Origin of the sequence: Streptomyces violaceusniger Tu 4113 (genome assembly GCF_000147815.2) — a bacterium.
Lineage (GTDB): Bacteria > Actinomycetota > Actinomycetes > Streptomycetales > Streptomycetaceae > Streptomyces > Streptomyces violaceusniger_A.
This window is the reverse complement of sequence record NC_015951.1, coordinates 82,247-100,337: the sequence shown is the minus strand read 5'-3', so window position 1 is coordinate 100,337 and position 18,091 is coordinate 82,247. Positions and strand designations below refer to the sequence as shown.

Sequence of the window (18,091 nt, the reverse complement as noted above, 5' to 3'; positions counted from 1 at the left end):
ACAACCCCAGATAACGATCGGGCCTGTTCCGGGGGATGAGGAGCGCGGAACACATCGGTTCTCAGTGAATAGGTCGACGTGCGGACCGCCGAGCGGGCCTGAGAAACAGCGTCTCCGATGGCATCGACACCGACGGCCCAGCGCCGGGCAGCGCCGCAAGCTCGGGTGCTGTCTGGTCTGGCGGCGGGTAGCTCTCAGGGATGGCGAAGAAGACGAAGAAGCGAGCGGGCTCATCCACCGGGCTGGTGCGTCTGACGAAGCAGAAGGTGCTCGAGGGCTTACCCGGGCCGGGCAGTGTGCGGATCCGCTATGCGGCGCCGGAGGAGGCCGACGGGGTTGCCGCGCTGCTAGAAGCAGCCGCTGATGACCTGGAAATCGGCCATCTCCAAGCGCTCGCCAACGGGCAGTGCGGGACGTGGCTGATGGACGGACTTTCGGGCGTCGGCCTGACCGAACCGCTTGTACGAGCGGCATCGGCCGGCAGCCTGCAGCCAGCGGCAGCATCCCTGTCCCTGCCGCTCGTAGCCCAAGACAGGGATGGACGGGTCGTGGGAGCGCTGCTGGCCGTTCCGTCCGGCACGGTCATCTCCACGGTCGCCCAACTGCCGGGCCACGATCAGTACGCGCTGCTGTCGATGCTGAAGTACGCGAAGATCAAAGCGGTCGCGGTGCGGGAGATGTCCGCGGGCGCGGGATCGGGGCCGCGCTGCTGAAGCGGTGCGTGCAGGTGTATTGGCAGCTGGACTACATGCTGTTGTTCGGCGAGTTCGATACCGGGCGTGACCTCGAGGCGTACTACACGCGGCAGGGCTTCACCGTGCTGCGGCCCGGGCAAGCGATCGACGTCGGCACCCTGCTGGCAGGCGTGCCGATCCAGCTCGGAGCGGGGCCCGGCGAGACCTTCTTCTACCGGTGGCGCGGCCGCGTCAGGTGACAGGTGCGGTGGGCTCACCGCGCAGCAGGTCGGGGCGGGCATCGGCGATCGCGAAAGCCCGCCTGAGCCCTTCTATTAGGGGCCGATCGATGTGGTAGAGCCGTGCCCGCTCGTTCCGCTGGAGCAGCCGGGATGAGCCGGTCGGGCCGATGCGGCGCTGTACGGCCTTGATACTGGTCAGAGTCCCGCCGAGTTTCCCTGGGGCGATCGGGGTGGTCGGATGGGACACGAAGTACTGCTGGACTTCGTCGAACGAGGTGGTGCCGCCCAGGTCGGTGATCCAGCGCAGCACCGCGCGGGCCCCGGGCATCAGCGAGACGATCACCTGGAAGAGCGTCTGCTCGCTCCAGCCGTCGTCGATGTCGTCGCCGCTGAGGTCCTGCGGGTCTGGGCGGGGGTCGAGGGCTGGTGCTTCCGGCCAGTCGGCAGGGGTGACGGGTCGCAGCCCGTAGGCGGCAGCCTACGGAGGCGTACGGGGCGTTCGACCTCGAGCGCGGAGACGCCTGCAGGGCCTGTTCTGGTGGATAGGACACGTACTCTTCAGCGTCCGCACACTTCGACGAACGCCCGCTGCCCGGCCGCCGTGACGGAGACGGCCGCCCTCAGCACTCCCTATCGTTAGTCTCGGCCGCATCGGCTCAACCGGTAGATTCCTCCAACCAATCCAATACCTTTAGCGAATGCTCAAGTTCAGATTGGTGGATCTTGGGCCGGTCTCGGGCGAGCTTGCGCCGGATCTCCACCGCTTCCTCGATGGCCTTCAGAGCCTCTTCCCGCCGATCCAGTTCGGCCAGCCGGACAGCAAGGTTGTTCAAGCTCGAGGCGAGGTCCGGTCGGAAGGCGTCGGGCCGGTCCCGGGCCAGCCCGCGCCGGATCTCCACCGCCTCTTCGATCGCCTTCAGTGCCTCCTCCTGTCGGCCCAGTTTGCCCAGCCGGACAGCAAGGTTGTTCGAGCTCATGGCGAGGTCCGGTCGGAAGGCGTCGGGCCGGTCCCGGGCCAGCCCGCGGTACACCTGCACCGCCTCTTCGATCGCCTTCAGTGCCTCCTCCTGTCGGCCCAGTTTGCCCAGCCGGACAGCAAGGTTGTTCAAGCTCATGGCGAGGTCCGGTCGGAAGGCGTCGGGCCGGTCCCGGGCCAGCCCGCGGTACACCTGCACCGCCTCTTCGATCGCCTTCAGTGCCTCCTCCTGTCGGCCCAGTTTGCCCAGCTGGACAGCAAGGTTGTTCGAGCTCGAGGCGAGGTCCGGTCGGAAGGCGTCGGGCCGGTCCCGGGCCAGCCCGCGCCGGATCTCCACCGCCTCTTCGATCGCCTTCAGTGCCTCCTCCTGTCGGCCCAGATCGCCCAGCCGGACAGCAAGGTTGTTCAAGCTCATGGCGAGTTCCGGTCGGAAGGCGTCGGGCCGGTCCCGGGCCAGCCCGCGGTACACCTGCACCGCCTCTTCGATCGCCTTCAGTGCCTCCTCCTGTCGGCCCAGTTTGCCCAGCCGGACAGCAAGGTTGTTCAAGCTCATGGCGAGTTCCGGTCGGAAGGCGTCGGGCCGGTCCCGGGCCAGCCCGCGGTACACCTGCACCGCCTCTTCGATCGCCTTCAGTGCCTCCTCCTGTCGGCCCAGTTTGCCCAGCCGGACAGCAAGGTTGTTCAAGCTCATGGCGAGTTCCGGTCGGAAGGCGTCGGGCCGGTCCCGGGCCAGCCCGCGGTACACCTGCACCGCCTCTTCGATCGCCTTCAGTGCCTCCTCCCACCGGCCCAGTTTGCCCAGCCGGACAGCAAGGTTGTTCAAGCTCATGGCGAGTTCCGGTCGGAAGGCGTCGGGCCGGTCCCGGGCCAGCCCGCGCCGGATCTCCACCGCCTCTTCGATCGCCTTCAGTGCCTCCTCCCACCGACCCAGATCGCCCAGCCGGTTAGAGAGGTCGTTCAAGCTCGAGGCGAAGTCCGGCAAGTGGGTGGGATCGCGGTGGGCGTGGGTTCGGTGGTGTTCGGTGAGGTGTTGGGTGAGGTGGGCGGCGTAGGGAGCAAGGTTGTAGCTGGTGTGGGGCAGTCGTTCAGCGAGGTATTGGAGGTGGGCTGGTGGGGTGGTGGGGTTGTCAGTGATGTGGTTGAGGGCGTCGATGAGGGGTTGGGGCGTTTCGGTCTGGGTGGCGACGTCGAGGGCAGGTGCGGCGAGGGTGGGGGCGTGGTCGGTGCAGAGGGTGGTGAGGTGGGGGCCGAGCTGGCAGAGGGCGGGGTGGGCGGCGGCGCGGCTGTAGAGGGTGAGGAGGCGGGCGGCCTGGGGTTCGGTGGCGGTGGGGGCAAGGTGGTGAGCGAGGGTGGGGTTGTGGAGGAGATGGCGGCCGGTGAAGTGTTCGGTGAGGCGGTCGGGTTGGAGGGTGCCCCAGGGCTGGGCGGGGGTGGGTGCAGGGTAGAGGGCGGCGATCCAGCGGCGTACGGCGTGGATGCGGTCGGTGGTCTGGTCGGCGAGGGCGGGGACGTGCCGCAGGAGGGTGTCGGCCTGGTCGTGGGTGTCGGCTCCGAGGAGGTGTGCGGCGGCGAGGGCATCGGTGAGGGTGGCGGTGGTGAGGCGCGGGTGGAGGTGGTGGGCGGTGGCGGTGGTGGTCCAGTAGCGGCGTTCGTGGACCAGTAGCCGGTCCTCGACAGTGGGGGCGTCTGCGGTGGCCGCGGTGGTGGTAGTGGTGTCGAGAAGGTCGGCGAGGGCGGTCATATGGAGCGTCAGGGCGGTGTCCAAACCGGGGCGGTTCAGACCGTCGGGAGTGCCGGTAGTGAGGGGGGCGGCCAGGGTGGGCCAGTCGTGGTGCTGCCAGCCTCGGACATGCGGCAGGTGGGCGGCGTAGCTGTGAACGGCCTGATGGTAGGCCTGGGTGCGGGAGTCGTCGGGTTCGGGTTCGAGAGCCGGGAGGGGGATGGTTTTGGTGCCGTCGAGGAGGTCTTCGGCGGTGGCGGTGGCGGCGTGCAGATCGTTCCACCAGTCACCGGCAGTGCGGGCCAGCAGCAGCACCTTGAACGCGCTGTCACCGACGTGCTGGGCGGCTGCTTCCAGGAGCGCTGTCAGCTGTGGGCTGCGGGTCTCGGCGTAGTCGACGATGACCAGGAGCGGGACAGCTGCGGCCGACAGGTCGGCCAGCGTGTCCGCGGGGGCGTCTGCGCGAAGCCACAGGGCCGTCCAACCTCGCGTGGTGAGGGTGTCGGCGAGGTGCTGGGCCAGCCGGGTTTTGCCTTGGCCGCCGGGCCCGTGCAGCAGCTTGGCGCCGAAGCCGTCTTCCTGTGCCCAGGTGTCGAGGTCGGTGAGGAGTGTGGTGCGCCCGCGGAAGGGGACGATCTGCCGGCGGGCCTGGAGCAGGGTGGCGGGGGAGTTCATCAGGCGGGTGCGTGCTGCGGGTTCGGCGAGGTGCTGCCACTCGACCGGTTCGAGCGTCGCGTTGGCTTCGGGCGCGTGGTCAGTCAGTGCGGCGTGGAAGCCGGGGTCGTGGGTCAGGACGTAGGCGGGGACTGCTTCGAGGTGGGCGTGGGCGCGTCCGGCGGGGTCGGAGGCGATGACCCCGGCCAGCAGATCTCCGCAGAACAGTGCCGCCCCCGACATCCCGCCCCACGGCGAGTCACCCTCGCCCGTAGGGGCGGGTGGATGCTGGGCCAGGCTCATCACGTACCGGTTGCCGACGAACCGGTCACCGGGGTTCAGCGTGCCCGAAAGCTGCACGGTGTCCACCGCTCGTCCCGGCCGCTGCACCAGGTTCGCAGCCCCCCAGGTCTCACACGGCGTGCCCGGTCGGTGGGTCACCGTACGCCCCCAACGGACCGGCTGCCGCGGCCCGGCCCAGGCCGGATCCATGCTGACCAGGGCAGCGTCGTCACGTCCGCCCGGGGTGCCCCGCCATACCACCGTGCCGCACCAGGTCTCTTCCCGGCCGGGCCGGAACACCCTCACCGTGCCCCCGGGTTCGGGGGAGACGTGGGCGCTGGTCAGCACCAGGCGACCCGCGATCGCGTATCCCGACCCAGGACGGTCGCCGTCTACGGCGACCACACGTTCCCGATCCACCCCGTGCCCCCAGTTGTTCTGCTGTCCCTACCCGACCCTGCGGCCTACTCGCCCCGGTCGACCGGTCAACGCGTCCGGCTCGGTCAGTCCGGGATGCGCCCACTCACGTCTCCGGGACCCTGCTGGCGGGAGGGGGCGCCGTGGACCAGGAGGTCGCTCCCGTCCGGGCGCTGCGGGGTCAGCGTCAGCGTCACCCGGTGCGTGCGGCCGCGGGTGACCCCCGCCTCCGCATCCGCGCTGATCACCCACGCCTTGAACCCGGTCTTCGCTTTGGCGTCGGCGCGTAGCTCCACGGCGAACTCCAGCTCCACCGGCCCGACCTTGAACGCCAGATCCTGCCCCGCACCGCGTGCCGCGGCCTCCAGCAGTTCGTCCCGTACTGCCGCGACCGCGTCCGCCAGCTCGATCTCCAACTCACGCCCCCCTGTTACCCGCCTGGTCTCGATGTTCCGCCGGAAACACCGGCTCCGGGCCACTCACCGTAGAGCAGGCCGGGAACTGGCGGTGAGAAGTCGGCCAAGGGAAACACCGAGCAGTACTGAGTATCACGGGTGGCCCCGGCATGAGGTCGGTCTGATGGGTCCCCCTCCTGAGCCACTGCGCTCTTGTATGCGCTTGGGCACCGGACACCCGTGCCCAGCCGGGTAGTCCCGGCCCTGTCGTCCGAGGAGCTGATCGTGGAGGCCGGCCTGGTCGCGGCGCCTGGTCCGCCGATCTGAACAATGCGGACGCCGTCGCGGCCATCACCGCCCGCGTGAGGGAGTCCCTGGAAGCCGACATCGAGGCCGCCCGGCGCGAGTCATGGAGCTGGTGGAGCCGGGCGAGCTGAACACGAACCGGGTCGCGGCGGCGGCCGCGCTCGCCTTCGCCGCGCTCCAGGCGGTGCAACAAGCGGCACCGGAGTACCGGCGGTGCGCCCTGGCGATGCTGGGCCAGGCCGAGGAAGCCGAGGCGGAGGCACGGCGGGCGTATGCGACCGAGCAGAACCGCCGCTGGTTCCGCGCGAACCCGGTCGGCGTGGAATCGGTGACCGCCGCGACGAAGGCCACCGACGCCGCCCGGGAAACGCACCGCCCAGTACCTCCTGGCCACGCGGCTGGAGCAGCTGCACGAGCAGACCGCGAGGGACCGGCTGCGCGAGCGCGCCGCCCGGCCCCTCGATGGCGACGCGGCCGGGGCGGTGATCGCATGGCCACCGAGCCGAGCGGCGTCGACCTCGCAGGCCAGTCCCTGGCCGCTGCCGGCGAGCAGGCGAAGAAGAACCGCGGCCACCGCAAGCAGAAGCCGAAGCGGCGCACCGGACAGGCCGTACGGCGGGACGGCCGCGAGGCGCTCGGACTCGGCACCGCGATCACGATGATGATGACCGAGCGCGGCATGGTCGCCCCGGCCGCCGGGGGCGGCGTCCTCGCCCGGTTCGACGACATCCTCGCAGCGGCCGCGCCCAGGCGGTGAAGTTCGATGCGGACACCGGCCGCCTGGTCGTCGTCCCCGACGCCCCCGCGTACGGAACCAAGCTGTGCTGGAGCGCACCGAAGCTGATCGCGGCGGCCAATACCGGGGTGCCGGGCGCGAACGTGCGCACCGTGCATGTCCTGCCGACCGCGACGCGCTGCTGACCGAACCCGGCTCGGCGCTGCCGCCGCCCCGTTCCTGAACTGCAACAGCGCGCCGCGTCGGATAACCAGGGCTTATCCGAGGCGACAACCCGTCCGATGCCGTTCGGTCAGTCGCGCTCCCAGCATCTTTCCCACTCCATCTGGCGCGCGATGGCGTTGGCGATGGCCGGGCTGCGCCGGTAGTGGCACACCAGGCATTCACCGGTGCCGACCCGCATGCCCAGCTCGTCGCCATCGTCGGAGCTGAACGCCTCGTAGTCACATACGGGGCACTCCTGGAGCTCCAGCGCGTACGGATCGTCGGGGGTCGGGCCGTCGTGGAGGTCGGCCGCGGCCGCCGCCCGACGGTCGGCCTCATCCTCGCCTATGCGCTCCAGAGTCCGGCTGGCCTGCTCCCTCTCCCGCTCGTCCTGCTTCTGCGCGCTGCCCTCGTAGCGGTCCTCCTGCTCCATGGTCAGGGCCCACAGGCTGGGGTGGGAGTCCAGCGCGAGCAGGGCCTCCACATGCCGCCGCTCCAGCAGCCACCCTTGCCCGTCCTGGTCAGGGAGCATCGGCGAATCTCCGCCCGCAAACGCGTGGAGCGGTGGTCAAGTAGCCCATCGGCAGCGCGGCATGAGTCGCAAAGGCATGAGCACGTGAACCCGAGACCGTTGGCCATAGGCAGGAGCGTAGCGGTCTGCCCCCATCTCGCTGCGCCGCGTACGACGGTCATCCGCTCGCGCGGATAGGACGGTGTCGGGCCGGGCCCAGAGCCGGCTCACCTCCGCCAGCGCGCAGAGCGCATCGAGTTGCCGATCGGTCGCAGGTCACCATCTCTGGTCCCATTGTGGGGCAGGAAGCAGCGATCATCTGGTATCGCTGATACCGTCGGTATCATGAGCGAGTCCAAAGAACCCAAGGCCATGAGCCTGCGCTTCCCTGACCCACGGCAGCGCGCTGCAATCGCCGCCGCAGCCAAGAACGCCGGCGTCAGCATGCAGGACTACATCCTGTCGGCAGCCTTCGAGCGTGCCACGGCAGTCGAAGCGACGTTCCTGGAGCACTTCGAGGCTTCGGTAGCCCGCAGCCACGAGGCCTTCGCCGCCGAACCCAGTGGCATCGATCCCAACTCCGAACAGCGCGCCGCCGAGCAGGAAGCACGCCGCAGCCTTGAAAACCACGGGCAGGGCCACGCCGCGTGAGCCAGCCCGACCCTCACCAGCCGCCCCGCCTCGATGTCCCCTTCCTGTTGCATGCCGCCGAGCGGCTCCCCGGCGACCCACAGGTCGACGACCTCGGACCGCTCTACGCCGCCGTCGAACGCATGTATGCCCGGGTCATGGAGCGTGACATCTACGGCTCTTCTCACCTCAAGGCAGCCGCGCTGCTTCAGACCCTGGTGAAACTCCCGTGTCTGGAGCACTCGAACGAGGCCTTCGCATGGCACAGCGCCGAAGCCTTTCTCGCCCTGAACGGACACCCCCTCAGCTACACGCCGAAAAACGCGGTCGCTCTCGTCCGCGACGCATCGGCAGGCTCCCTGGGTATCGCCCGGATCGCTCGCCAGCTTCGGGACTGGACCACCACCTGAAAAGAGGATGACCCGCGCCGCACCGGCTCACCTCCGCCTGCGCGGAGAGGACACCGTCTCCGCCGCTCTGTCACTGCTCGTCACCGGTTCACCTCCGCCTGCGCGGAGAGGCCCCTTCGCGAGCATGCCGCTGAGGGCTCTTTTGCGCGTGTCTTCAAGGTCTCGAGAAGTACGCACGTTCGGTGGGGCTGAGCGGAGGTTCGGTGAGAGGCGGCTGGCCCGGGCCGAGTAATACTTGTAAGACAACGCTGGGATGAAAAAGGCGTCGTGATGGGGCAGAAAGGGACATGACGTCATACAGGGCGCGAGTGACGGCTTTCCGGCCATTGGCTGTACGCATCAGCCGAACCACGTAGGCGTGCACCAGCCGGGCGGCCACCGGTCGCTGCTTCCCCACTGCCCCGGGATACTGACTGTCCTGGCCTGTGGTCACGTTCCAGGGTCCTTGGACCAGGCGGCCGATCGCGGGCTGGACATGGCGCGCCAGCTTTGTCGTTTGTAGCCCGTGTTTGCCTATCATGTGTCGTAGGGTGGTGGCTCCCTGGGCTGCAACGGACATGCCCTGCCCGTATACCGGATTGTAGGCAGCAACTGCATCCCCTAGCACGATGAATCCGGACGGCCACGAACGCATCTGTTCGTAGAAGCGTCGCCGGTTGCTGCAGGCTCGGGTGATGTGGACGTCGGTGAGCGGCTCGGCGTTGGCGATGAGGTCGGCGACCAGGGGGTGGCGGAGTTGACGGGCGAAGGGCTCGAACTCCTCAGGTCTAGCGGTGGGTTCAGCGCCTCGAGTGCCGGCCAGGGTGACCAGCCACCGGGCTCCTTCTATGGGGGCCAGCGTTGCCATCCGTCCAGGTGTGCCGTCGCTGGGGTCGGCCTGGAAGGTGACTACCGGGAAGTTCTCCCCGCCGGCTGGGGCGCGGAAGACGCGCGTGGCATAGACCAGGCCGGGATCGACGATTTCTTCGCGAACGGGTGGAAGGTGCAGCTGGGATAACCACTGCGGGGCACGAGAGCCGCGGCCAGTCGCGTCCACGACAAGGCATGCCTCCAGGTCGGTGACGGCGCCAGTCTCAAGATGTCGAAGGCGTACGCCGCGTACCTGGTGCTGGTCACCGATGAGGCCGTCGGCGTGCGTGCGGGTGCGGACGGTGATGCCTGGCCTGTCGAGGGTGTGCTCCCGAGCTACTGCGTCCAGGAGGTCGCGGGTGCAGGCGATTTGGTACTGCGTGTGCGGTGAACGCCGCGTCCAACCGTGCGCGGTCAGTGCGACCAGGTCTGCGGGCATATGAACACGGCGTGCGCCGGCAGCTAGCCAGCGCTCCTCCAGGCCCGGGACTAAGGCTTCGATTGCTCGGGCTCCTCCCGACCACAACATATGGACGTGGCGGGCTTGTGGGAGGCCCGGTCGGCGGACAGGCCCGTTCGGGAGGTTGTCGCGGTCAACGACAATGACCTCGTCGGCGTGGTCGGCCAATACGGTGGCAGCAAGCATCCCGGTCAGGCTTGCGCCGAGGACGACTGCACGACGGGGTGTCGGGACGGTGCTATTGATTGGCGGGGCCATGGGTGGAAATCTCCTGATGAGGTGCGAGTGTGCACGCGGCAGCGATGATGGGCGAATGCTGTAGCGCACGGGATATTTGGACTAGAGCCACGCGCGGGAGGGGGACCTCGGTTGCTGTCGTCGTGGGGCCAGTCGTGACAGGTGGGGCTTTAAGACTGGTGGCCTTGCGTCTGATGGCTGAGGCCAGGACGGCCGCTTCGACTACCGCATTCGCATCATCGGGGGCCAGGTCGGCTACCCGGGCCTGTTCGGTGGCGTCTGCGGCGACGGCAGGATCGCGGTATGCGCGCAGCGCGAGGCGGCCGTCATGAATTTCTGTGATGCGCCGGGTCAGCCGTAAATCCAGGTTCCACCAAGGGATGGGCACGGGGGCAGCGATGTCGGGGGTGGCTGTGCGTAGAGCCTTCCACAATGAGTGCAGCTCACGATACGTGGTCAGATCGGCTCGTGCGGTGGACATACGGTCGCCGACCAGTGGAAGGATGAAGCCAATTGTGGTGGCGGTAGTACACAAGGTTGCGCACACGGGTGCGCCCGTGGTGTTCATGAAGTCCCAGTTGGTGCCGTCCCATCTGGCTCCCACGGCCGTGATTTTTGTGATGTCGAAGCAGATGTTGAGGAGGAAGCCGCAGGTCAGGACACGTAGTCCGCGTCGCAGCCAGAGGGGCTCGGTGAGACCTGCGGACCAGCGCCAGCATAGGGTGGTGGCTATGATGGCGGCGATACCGTGAGCTAGCAGGTAGAGCGCGATCATCCAGCGTATGTAGGGCGTGTTGGCGTAGTAGGTGTCGAATTCGAGGGGTGTTTCGACGGGGGTATCGCCCAGGATGAATAGAATCACCTCTGCGACAACAATGACAGCGTAGGTCGTGAGCAGCCATCGAGCGGTGCGTGCGACAACAGTATTCTTCGGCCCGCCCCGCCAGTACATGATCAGGGTCAGGATGATGGCGCTGATAGCGGTCAACATCGCACGGTCGAGCAGGAGTGTGAGGTTGGTAACGCCAATCAGGTCGTCCATGGTAGAGACGAAACTGGGATTGCTGCAGAGGTATGTCGCCCCGCTGAGGAGGAGGACACCGCACACGGATAGGTAGAGTGGGTTCCGCGCTGATAGGCGCAGGCCGGGGGCCTTGATGAAGAAGGCAGTCCACGTGCTGCCGGCGAGGATCCAGTAGATCGCGTTGCTCACTGTGGCGCCCCCGGGCCTTCGGGGAGTCCCAGGGATGCGTGGAGACGGTGGACTAGCGCTGTGGACGAGGCAGGCAGAGAGCGTCCCCGGTCTTCCAGCCAGTGCAGGCCCTTGCTGCCAAGCATGGAACCAAATAGTTCACTGGCGGTTTCGTCGTCTTGCCCGCAGTTAGTGCGTGCAGCAACCCGGGTGGCAATCTTCTGCACAGTGTCGGCGTCCACGCTCGGCGCGAGCAAGGCCGAGGCTTCGGTTGAGTCGACAGGCTGTACACGCCCGGCGTCGGCCTCCAAGTGCCAGAATTCGTGCCCGAGGATGACCAGTTGGTGGTCAGGAGCCGTGTTGGCCTCGATCAGCATCAGGTGGCGATCTGTGGTGGCGACCCACAGGCCGCTGACAGTACCGGCAGGAAAGGGAACCAGGCGGTGTTCGACAGGCCGATCGTGCCGTTTTGTCATCTCCTTGCATAACGCCGAGAACAGAATGTCTGGCTCAGTAGGCACCCGCAGGTTCAGTCCGCGGAATAACTCGGCGCACACCCGCCGCATTCTCTTTACGTCCACGACTCTCTCCATGATCCCGATACCATTGCTGAACGGTCACGCCGGTGTGCCGGTGCGGTTGCGCTGCCCGCTCAGTCGTCGTCACCATCCATGGGTGCCGTGGCGGAGGCTTCTCTCAAGATCTGCTCCACCACCCCGAGAACGGCAGCCTGGCCTTCGGGGGTCAGATGGGCCGCTCGCATGGCGATCTTCTGGACTTGCTGGTTGTTCCTGAGGCCTTGCCACAGGGCGATCGCGGACTCGACCTGGAGCGCGATGCCGTCGTCGAAAAAGTAGGCCACAGGTACGCCGAAGAACTCGGCAAGTGCCTCCAGGTGCCGCCTGGTGGGGTTGTCGCGCCGGCCGGTACGCAACTGCCACAAGTAGACGTGGGAGAGGGTCGGACCGCCGCGCTCGTGCAGTAGCTTGGCAACTTCCTGGTTCGAGTATGGGCCTCGATCTTGAGGGTGCACCACCTCAAAGAGCCTGTTCAGGCGCTCACTGAACGTGTCCATCGGCGAACGACCCCCCAACTGATTAACGCTAGTTGACGCCTCGCTACGTAGCGTGGCAGATTGTTCACCTGTTGACCGTAGCTGAGATTAATCAGGCGTACCAGCTCGCAGTTCTGACCGAGCACCGTGATCGGCTTCTAGCCGCCGTATGCGGTCTGGCGAGCCGATGCGGCGGGACGGACCTCCTGGGTCACGGCCCCGGCTCGTCCTATGGACTCATGTGAAGCTGGCGGTCGAGTGGCCCAGTAGCTGTTGCAGGCGATTTGGTGGACCTTGCTGGACATGGGAGGGGCATTGTCGGGGGCGGAATCGTCTCGCAGCCCTTGCGAGCACCGCGAACCCGTGGGGGTGTGCCGCGCCGGCCCACCTGCACAGCGGCGGCATCTCGTCGGGGCCAACCCAATCGTCTGCGTGCAGCATCTAGAGAGACTCGCCTTCGTAGACAAGCCAACGGCCGCGGCCTACACAGCGGTTCTGAATCAGACAGCCGCGCAGGCCACTCCGCGCGGTGACGAGACACAACGACTACTAGAGCGGATGCGTGATCACTGGAGAGCAGCAGCATGACCGACATCAGCATGCACGTGCATGGGGCGCAGCTGCACGCGCGCTTGCTGGGGGACAGGAGAGATAGCTGGCCTGGCGATCTGAGTCTGGCCGACACGACGTTGCGCAGGCCGCAGATCCAGGCTGCCGCGTTGGCTACGTCGATCAATTAGCAATGATCACTGCGAATCAGCGGGCTTCGTTCGCTGTCGACGACCGGGCTGGCCACCTCGCCGCCGATTTTCACGAACCCGGCTCCATCTTGGGGGTCAATGTGATGCGGGACCTTATCGACTTCGATGCGCCGATTGGGCTACTGCTGGCGTCGGTGTTCCTCGTCGTACCCGACGGTGCCGATTCGGCAGGGTTTATCGAGCGGCTGGCATGCGCGCTGCCGTCGGGCAACTACGTCGCCCTCAGCCAGGGGCACCTACGACTACGACGACCACCGCCCGGTCGAGACCTTGACGCGCATGTACGCCGAAGGCGTCGTCAACGTCGCCGTCGCGGCAAGGCCACCAATCGTAGGGCTCCTCGACCGTGCGAGCCTGGCCGTTCTCGCTCCCAGGATCGTTGCCACAAGTCGCTGGGGACCTGGTCCCGGCATCAAGCCGTGCCCGGAGGTCGAGTCCTGCATCCATGTGGCCATCCGGCGGTCGACACGGCAGGTTCGGTGAGATCGCCCTTCAGGGCTCTGTCGAAGGCAACGATGCTGGAGTGAGGAATGTACCAAGAGAGGAATATTCGCCATGCCTGGACAGTTCAACGCCGCTTTGCGCCACCTTCGATCTCAGCGAGGCCTGTCGCTGCGTCAGTTTGCGCGCATAGTGCATTACAGCCCGGGATGGCTCAGCAGGATAGAACGAGGGCAAGCTGCGCCCACTTTGGCATTAGCTCGTAGCTGCGATGACGCTCTGTCAGCGCGCGGCAAGCTGCTGGAGCTAGCTCGGCTGGAGGCCCGTGTCCGATTACTTCCGGCCCAGTTACCGTCTGCCGATGCGGGCTTCGTCGGCCGCGCCGATGCGTTACGTGGGCTCGATGACGCTCTCGCGAAGGCCGAGCGGGCTGGCACGGCCCTGACGGTGGCGATCGACGGGCCTCCCGGCGTGGGCAAGAGCGCGCTGACCATCCAGTGGGCACATCGTGTAGCCAGCCGCTTTCCCGGGGGGGTGCTTTTTACCGACCTCCAAGGACACTCCCACCAAGGTCGCCCAGCTGATCCTATGCAGGTACTTGAGGGCTTCCTAGCTGCCCTGGGAACGGAGTCCGTGCCTGACGAGCTTGAAGCAAGGTCCGCGCTGTTCCGTACTGTGATGGCCGACCGGCATGTCCTTGTTGTGCTAGACAATGCAGTCGACTCGCAGCAGGTCAAGCCGCTGCTGATGGGGGCTCCTTCCTGCGCCGTAATAGTGACCAGTCGGCGACGTCTGACCGGGCTGGGCGTCACAGCCGGAGCCCGGCGTCTGTCCCTCGCCCCGATGGAGAACCAAGAGTCGCTCGAGTTGCTCCGCGGGGTTGTCGGAGGGAAGCGGGTGGACGACGAGTACGACGCGGCCCGGGCGGTGGCGCTCCGGTGCGCGCATCTGCCGTTGGCCCTGCGGATCACGGCAGAACGGCTGGCGACTCATCTCCATTGGCCGATATCGCATGTAGCCGACGAGCTGTCCAGTGAGGACCGCCTTGATGTGCTGGCTGACCGCGACGACGACGACCTGACCGTGCGCAAAGTGTTCGACCTGTCCTACCAAGCGCTGGACGAAGATACAGCACGGATGTTCAGACTGCTGGGCCTCTACCCCGGCGCGCGCATTAGCGCAGCCGCTGCAGCAGCCTTGGCCGGGTACCCGCTGGCCCGCACTCGGGTTCTTCTGGATGAACTGGTGGCTGTCCACCTGGTGGAGGAGACCGGACTGGACCGGTACTGGACGCACGATCTGCTGCGCAATTATGCGGCCGATCGGGCCGCAGTTGAGGAATCACAGACCGAACGGGTAGCTGCGGCCCACCGGCTGACGTCGTGGTACACGCTCAGCGTAGATGCCGCCAACATTGCTTTGGCCCCGCAACGGGAAGTCCCACTGCTAGAACCGCCCCCCGCTGGAGTCATCCCGCTGACTTTTACCAGCGATACCGCGGCGGAAGAAGCACGAGCCTGGCTAGATGAGGAGGTGCGGGACTCAGCTGTCCCGATGGTCCGACTCGCCGCACGGTACCGACTTCCAGAGGCGTGGCACATCCCAGTGCGGCTGTGGAACTGGTTGCTATTGCGCAAGCCCTGGAGCATGTGGATCTCCAGCCACACGATCGGACTAGAGGCGGCAGCGACGTACGGCCGCCCCGGCGACCAGGCCTGGGTCGAGATGAATCTCGGAGAGGCATACCGTCAGTCCGGGGACTACGACCGAGCGGAACAGCATGTCACACAGGCCCTGACGCTGCGCCGCCGCAACGGTGACCGGCAGGGCCAGGCCTGGTGCCTCGAAGCCTTGGGGTTCATCGCCGCCGACCGAAAAGAAACGCCGCTGGCACACGCGTACTTCAGCCAGGCTCTGAATGCCTTCCGGCAGACCGGGGACCTGCACGGGGAAGCCGTGGCGCGATGCAGTCTCGCCGAAGCCGACGGGCTGCTGGGAAACGCTGCGGCCTCGGAAGCCGGGTTCAAGGAGGGGCTGGAGCTGCACCGCCGGATGGGCGACCTCTTCGGCGAGGGGATGTTCTGGGAGCGACGCGCTCATCTGCACCAGCAGCACGGCGCACTGGTGCAGGCAGTGCAATGTCTAGATCGAAGCGCCGAGTGCCACTACCAGGGCAGCAACGACTGGGGGCAGGCTGCCGCGCACGACCTCCGCGCTCAACTCCTCGAGGAGCTATCCCGGTGGGAAGAGGCGCGGAAGGCGTGCGAGCGGGCGTGGAGACTGTTCGACCAGCTTGGCGATCCTCGAGCTGCGCGACTGCGAGACCGGCTGGCTGCATGGCCTCAGGCCGGAACGCTTTCGGTTACTGACTAGCCTCAGGGATGAGCAGAGCCCGGTGCACGCGGTCCATAGCGGTGGGGGCATCCACTGTGGCGGCTATCCGCACGGGCGGTCGCTGGTCGGGGATGCCCCCTTGGAGGATGCTGAATTTCCGTTCGTCGACCAGTGTGGCGCCACGCGCATGCCCCGCGAGCTCGACCACGACCTGCCGCTCCTTGTAGGTGGCCAATGACTCATCAACCATGATGGCTGCAGCGATGGGGTCGTGCATGAGGCAGCCGACGGTGTTGTGAGCGTCACTGTAGATAGCGAGATAGGTGTCGAGCACGGATGATGCGAAGCGGGCCGCAGGGGTGTCGGCATCCGCGATGCGCTTCAGCCAGTCTTCGTCAACCCATGCGTGCACGGTTATGTCCATCGGCACCATGGTCAGCTCGAACCCCGCACGCAGAACCTCCTCGGCCGCTTCCGGATCATGAGCGGTGTTCGCATCGGCCCAGGCAGTGATGTTGCCTGGCACGCGGAACGCGCCGCCCATGAACACCACACGGCGTAGAAGCCTAGGGAGATTCGGCTCCATGCGAAGCGCGAGGGCGACGTTGGTCAGCGGTGCCAGGGCGAGCAATGTCAGTTCTCCTGACCGTTGCCTGGCCAGGCGCACAAGCTGTTCCGCTGATGATTCCGTGCTGGCCTGGCGCGGTGACGGGGGGCCAGCCTTGCCACCGAGCCCATCGTCTCCATGCACGAACTCGGCTGTCTGCAAGGGCTGCTGGAGGGGGGTTGGATGCCCGACGGCAACCGGTACGTGGTCCAGGCCGGCGACGTCGAGCACGCGTAAGGCATTGGCCGCCGCCATGGCAGCGGGCACATTGCCATGCGCTGCTCCGATTGCGACGATCTCGACGTCCGGCTGAGCAGCTAGGAACAGGATCGCCCAGGTGTCATCTACCCCAGGGTCCGTATCGATGACAACGGACAGATGTGTGGAAGTGGTAGGCGGCATGCGGTCCCCTCTTGAGATGGCCTCTCCGTTCGGGAGTCTGACGTTAACTCTTCGCTCCCCGCCAGTGTTTCGTCATTCAGGCAACAGCGAAACGCTTTTCTCAGCCCGCGGGATGCTGAAGAGTGGGGGAAGCTGGTCACCGGGAGATTACGGCGGCCGCCCTAACATGTGCCAACTCGTTGCCGACCAAGCTTGAGGATCCGATGACGGACGCACTACTGGGGTGCCTGTCGGCGGGTTCGGCAGCTGTCGTCTGCCTCGCCACACAGTCGCACCGCTTCACCGCCCAGCCCAGCAGGCAGGGCGTTGGCTTCAAGAACGCCAAGCGCCCGCGACGCGGCAGTCGAGAATGCGGTGAATCAGCGGTATACGCGGTTGTCGATCATGCTGAGCCTCGGGGCTGCTGGCGCGCGCCACCCACCCTCGCGGCCCTGACGCCACGGTGCAGTGCTACTGCCAACAGATCGATCGTAGAGCGTGTCTACTTATTAAGCCCAGTGGGGGCAGTGCTGCCGCTGTGACTACCAAGGTGCCCTTCCTCATCTGCGATGTAATACGCGTTCTCGGGATCGCCATGATGGGCAGTCTCACGTTCGAGGAACTGGCACGTGATGTCTCTCCCTGGCCGCGCGTCCGCATCAGTCTCTCCGCTCAGTGCAGATTTCTAGCAATCCCGGGCGACAGCAGTTCCTTGCTCCCTTGGATCCTGACCTTTTTCGCATGCTTGTGTCCGCTCCAATGAATGGAGGATGTCCTCATGAGCCCACCCTTGGACCAGCTCGCTCGCACTCCTGGGGCTCTTCATGCATTGTTGCTGTCTGCGGATGGCGGCAGCCTGTCGAGCTCGGACGGAATTGCTACACACACGGCAGAGCGAGTTGCCGCTGCACTGTCGTCTATACAGGCTGCCAGTCGGCATGCGTCTGCCCTGTGCTCCGCAGAGGGGTCCTCCTGGAAGCAGACTTCGATTCAGTTCGAGGATACCTGTCTGTATCTGTTCGCGGCTGGCAGCCACGCATACATCGCTGTCGCAGTGACCAGGGATGCCGACATGAGTCTGATCGCAGAGAATACTGCCATCGCCCTCAAACAGCTCCGGTGCCATCAGGTGAAATGGCCGCATGAGCTTGATACACCGTTCTTCAATCCGCAGCGGTTCCCGGCTCGACGTTCTGTGGGTACTCCCTGCAGTGCGTGACGTAGGTCGGGCAGAAGAACTCACTTCTACCTACGGATTCCCGTGTTATTTCATGCTGTCACTGCTGACCTGACGGACCACCTCCTGCCGATCAGCACCGCCCGTACACATACCGGGGATATGCTCGCAGAGCATTGGCATCCAAATCACGGACTTATCGGCGACGCCGTCCTCATAGCCTCTGAACTGACTGCCAACGTCTTCGACGTATGCCCTTGACCATATCCCCGTATCCTTGGTGGTCGCTCTCACCGCGAGTTTGCTGCACCATCCGGCGCACCAGGATGAACGTAGCGATTCGGTTGCGGCTCCTCATTGCAAGGCCTATGGTGCTCGTTTTACTGAAGGTGCGGACTGTGCAGGTCTCATTGCAGTAGTTGTCCCGCTAGCTTGGAGAGA

Annotated in this window: 18 protein-coding genes and 1 pseudogene; 10 read left to right on the top strand and 9 right to left on the bottom strand. The window is 66.3% G+C overall.

Going from position 1 to position 18,091, the window contains the following annotated elements:
- Positions 1-200 precede the first annotated feature (200 nt).
- Together STRVI_RS44080 and STRVI_RS55395 are read left to right on the top strand one after the other, a co-directional pair.
- The gene (locus tag STRVI_RS44080; protein ID WP_251983042.1) at positions 201-713 is read left to right on the top strand and encodes a hypothetical protein; all 513 of its coding nucleotides are present in this window, start codon (positions 201-203) and stop codon (positions 711-713) included.
- An 8-nt stretch (positions 714-721) separates the two neighbouring features.
- The gene (locus STRVI_RS55395; RefSeq protein ID WP_251983041.1) at positions 722-934 is read left to right on the top strand and encodes a hypothetical protein; all 213 of its coding nucleotides are present in this window, start codon (positions 722-724) and stop codon (positions 932-934) included.
- Here STRVI_RS55395 and STRVI_RS44075 read toward each other — a convergent pair.
- The 3 genes from STRVI_RS44075 to STRVI_RS44065 all read right to left on the bottom strand — a co-directional run bounded on the left by STRVI_RS44075 (position 927) and on the right by STRVI_RS44065 (position 5,381).
- On the bottom strand, positions 927-1,259 hold the full coding sequence (locus tag STRVI_RS44075) for a hypothetical protein (RefSeq protein WP_251983040.1): 333 nt from the start codon (positions 1,257-1,259) through the stop codon (positions 927-929). The two genes, STRVI_RS55395 and STRVI_RS44075, sit on opposite strands and share 8 nt — an antisense overlap.
- 313 nt (positions 1,260-1,572) lie before the next feature.
- Positions 1,573-4,953: a tetratricopeptide repeat protein gene (locus STRVI_RS44070; protein WP_014043530.1), complete on the bottom strand. Its 3,381-nt coding sequence runs from the start codon at positions 4,951-4,953 to the stop codon at positions 1,573-1,575.
- 98 nt (positions 4,954-5,051) lie between these two features.
- Entirely contained in the window at positions 5,052-5,381 is a 330-nt protein-coding gene (locus tag STRVI_RS44065; RefSeq protein WP_014043529.1) for a trypco2 family protein, read from the bottom strand.
- Positions 5,382-5,769: 388 nt separating this feature from the next.
- Between STRVI_RS44065 and STRVI_RS55390 the strand changes: the two genes are divergently transcribed.
- Both STRVI_RS55390 and STRVI_RS55385 read left to right on the top strand, forming a co-directional pair.
- Positions 5,770-6,423, top strand: coding sequence for a hypothetical protein (locus tag STRVI_RS55390; protein WP_251983039.1), 654 nt, complete (start codon positions 5,770-5,772; stop codon positions 6,421-6,423).
- Complete coding sequence (locus STRVI_RS55385) at positions 6,420-6,587, top strand: hypothetical protein (RefSeq protein WP_251983038.1); 168 nt, start codon at positions 6,420-6,422, stop codon at positions 6,585-6,587. Before STRVI_RS55390 ends, STRVI_RS55385 begins: the two co-directional genes overlap by 4 nt.
- Before the next feature lie 107 nt (positions 6,588-6,694).
- Here STRVI_RS55385 and STRVI_RS44050 read toward each other — a convergent pair whose 3' ends face one another.
- Positions 6,695-7,138: a hypothetical protein gene (locus tag STRVI_RS44050; RefSeq protein WP_014043528.1), complete on the bottom strand. Its 444-nt coding sequence runs from the start codon at positions 7,136-7,138 to the stop codon at positions 6,695-6,697.
- Positions 7,139-7,462: 324 nt separating this feature from the next.
- Between STRVI_RS44050 and STRVI_RS44045 the strand changes: the two genes are divergently transcribed.
- Both STRVI_RS44045 and STRVI_RS44040 read left to right on the top strand, forming a co-directional pair.
- Positions 7,463-7,768 carry a DUF1778 domain-containing protein gene (locus STRVI_RS44045; RefSeq protein ID WP_014043527.1) on the top strand — a complete coding sequence of 102 codons (306 nt, stop codon included), beginning with the start codon at positions 7,463-7,465 and terminating at the stop codon, positions 7,766-7,768.
- A complete protein-coding gene (locus STRVI_RS44040) occupies positions 7,765-8,157 on the top strand; it encodes a hypothetical protein (RefSeq protein WP_014043526.1) in 393 nt (130 codons plus the stop codon). Before STRVI_RS44045 ends, STRVI_RS44040 begins: the two co-directional genes overlap by 4 nt.
- Before the next feature lie 154 nt (positions 8,158-8,311).
- Here STRVI_RS44040 and STRVI_RS49610 read toward each other — a convergent pair whose 3' ends face one another.
- From STRVI_RS49610 to STRVI_RS44020, 4 genes are all read right to left on the bottom strand, one after another.
- Positions 8,312-9,724 (bottom strand): FAD-dependent monooxygenase, encoded by a 1,413-nt coding sequence (locus tag STRVI_RS49610; RefSeq protein WP_014043525.1) that lies wholly within the window; start codon positions 9,722-9,724, stop codon positions 8,312-8,314.
- A complete protein-coding gene (locus STRVI_RS44030) occupies positions 9,705-10,916 on the bottom strand; it encodes an MAB_1171c family putative transporter (RefSeq protein ID WP_014043524.1) in 1,212 nt (403 codons plus the stop codon). Before STRVI_RS44030 ends, STRVI_RS49610 begins: the two co-directional genes overlap by 20 nt.
- Entirely contained in the window at positions 10,913-11,476 is a 564-nt protein-coding gene (locus STRVI_RS44025) for a hypothetical protein (protein ID WP_251983036.1), read from the bottom strand. Before STRVI_RS44025 ends, STRVI_RS44030 begins: the two co-directional genes overlap by 4 nt.
- A 71-nt stretch (positions 11,477-11,547) precedes the next feature.
- Positions 11,548-11,970 (bottom strand): helix-turn-helix domain-containing protein, encoded by a 423-nt coding sequence (locus STRVI_RS44020; protein ID WP_014043522.1) that lies wholly within the window; start codon positions 11,968-11,970, stop codon positions 11,548-11,550.
- 563 nt (positions 11,971-12,533) lie between these two features.
- Between STRVI_RS44020 and STRVI_RS55380 the strand changes: the two genes are divergently transcribed.
- From STRVI_RS55380 to STRVI_RS44015, 3 genes and pseudogenes are all read left to right on the top strand, one after another.
- Positions 12,534-12,689 (top strand): hypothetical protein, encoded by a 156-nt coding sequence (locus STRVI_RS55380; protein ID WP_251983035.1) that lies wholly within the window; start codon positions 12,534-12,536, stop codon positions 12,687-12,689.
- Positions 12,689-13,237 (top strand): annotated as a pseudogene (locus tag STRVI_RS56285) (SAM-dependent methyltransferase); the annotation flags it as partial. The gene STRVI_RS55380 and the pseudogene STRVI_RS56285, both read left to right, overlap by 1 nt.
- A gap of 28 nt (positions 13,238-13,265) precedes the next feature.
- Positions 13,266-15,524, top strand: a complete 2,259-nt coding sequence (locus STRVI_RS44015) for a tetratricopeptide repeat protein (RefSeq protein WP_014043521.1) — start codon at positions 13,266-13,268, stop codon at positions 15,522-15,524.
- Here STRVI_RS44015 and STRVI_RS44010 read toward each other — a convergent pair.
- Positions 15,514-16,494: a nucleoside hydrolase gene (locus STRVI_RS44010; RefSeq protein ID WP_014043520.1), complete on the bottom strand. Its 981-nt coding sequence runs from the start codon at positions 16,492-16,494 to the stop codon at positions 15,514-15,516. The genes STRVI_RS44015 and STRVI_RS44010 overlap by 11 nt on opposite strands.
- Positions 16,495-17,236: 742 nt before the next feature.
- Between STRVI_RS44010 and STRVI_RS56280 the strand changes: the two genes are divergently transcribed.
- Positions 17,237-17,692: a roadblock/LC7 domain-containing protein gene (locus STRVI_RS56280; RefSeq protein WP_014043519.1), complete on the top strand. Its 456-nt coding sequence runs from the start codon at positions 17,237-17,239 to the stop codon at positions 17,690-17,692.
- Positions 17,693-18,091: the final 399 nt, after the last annotated feature.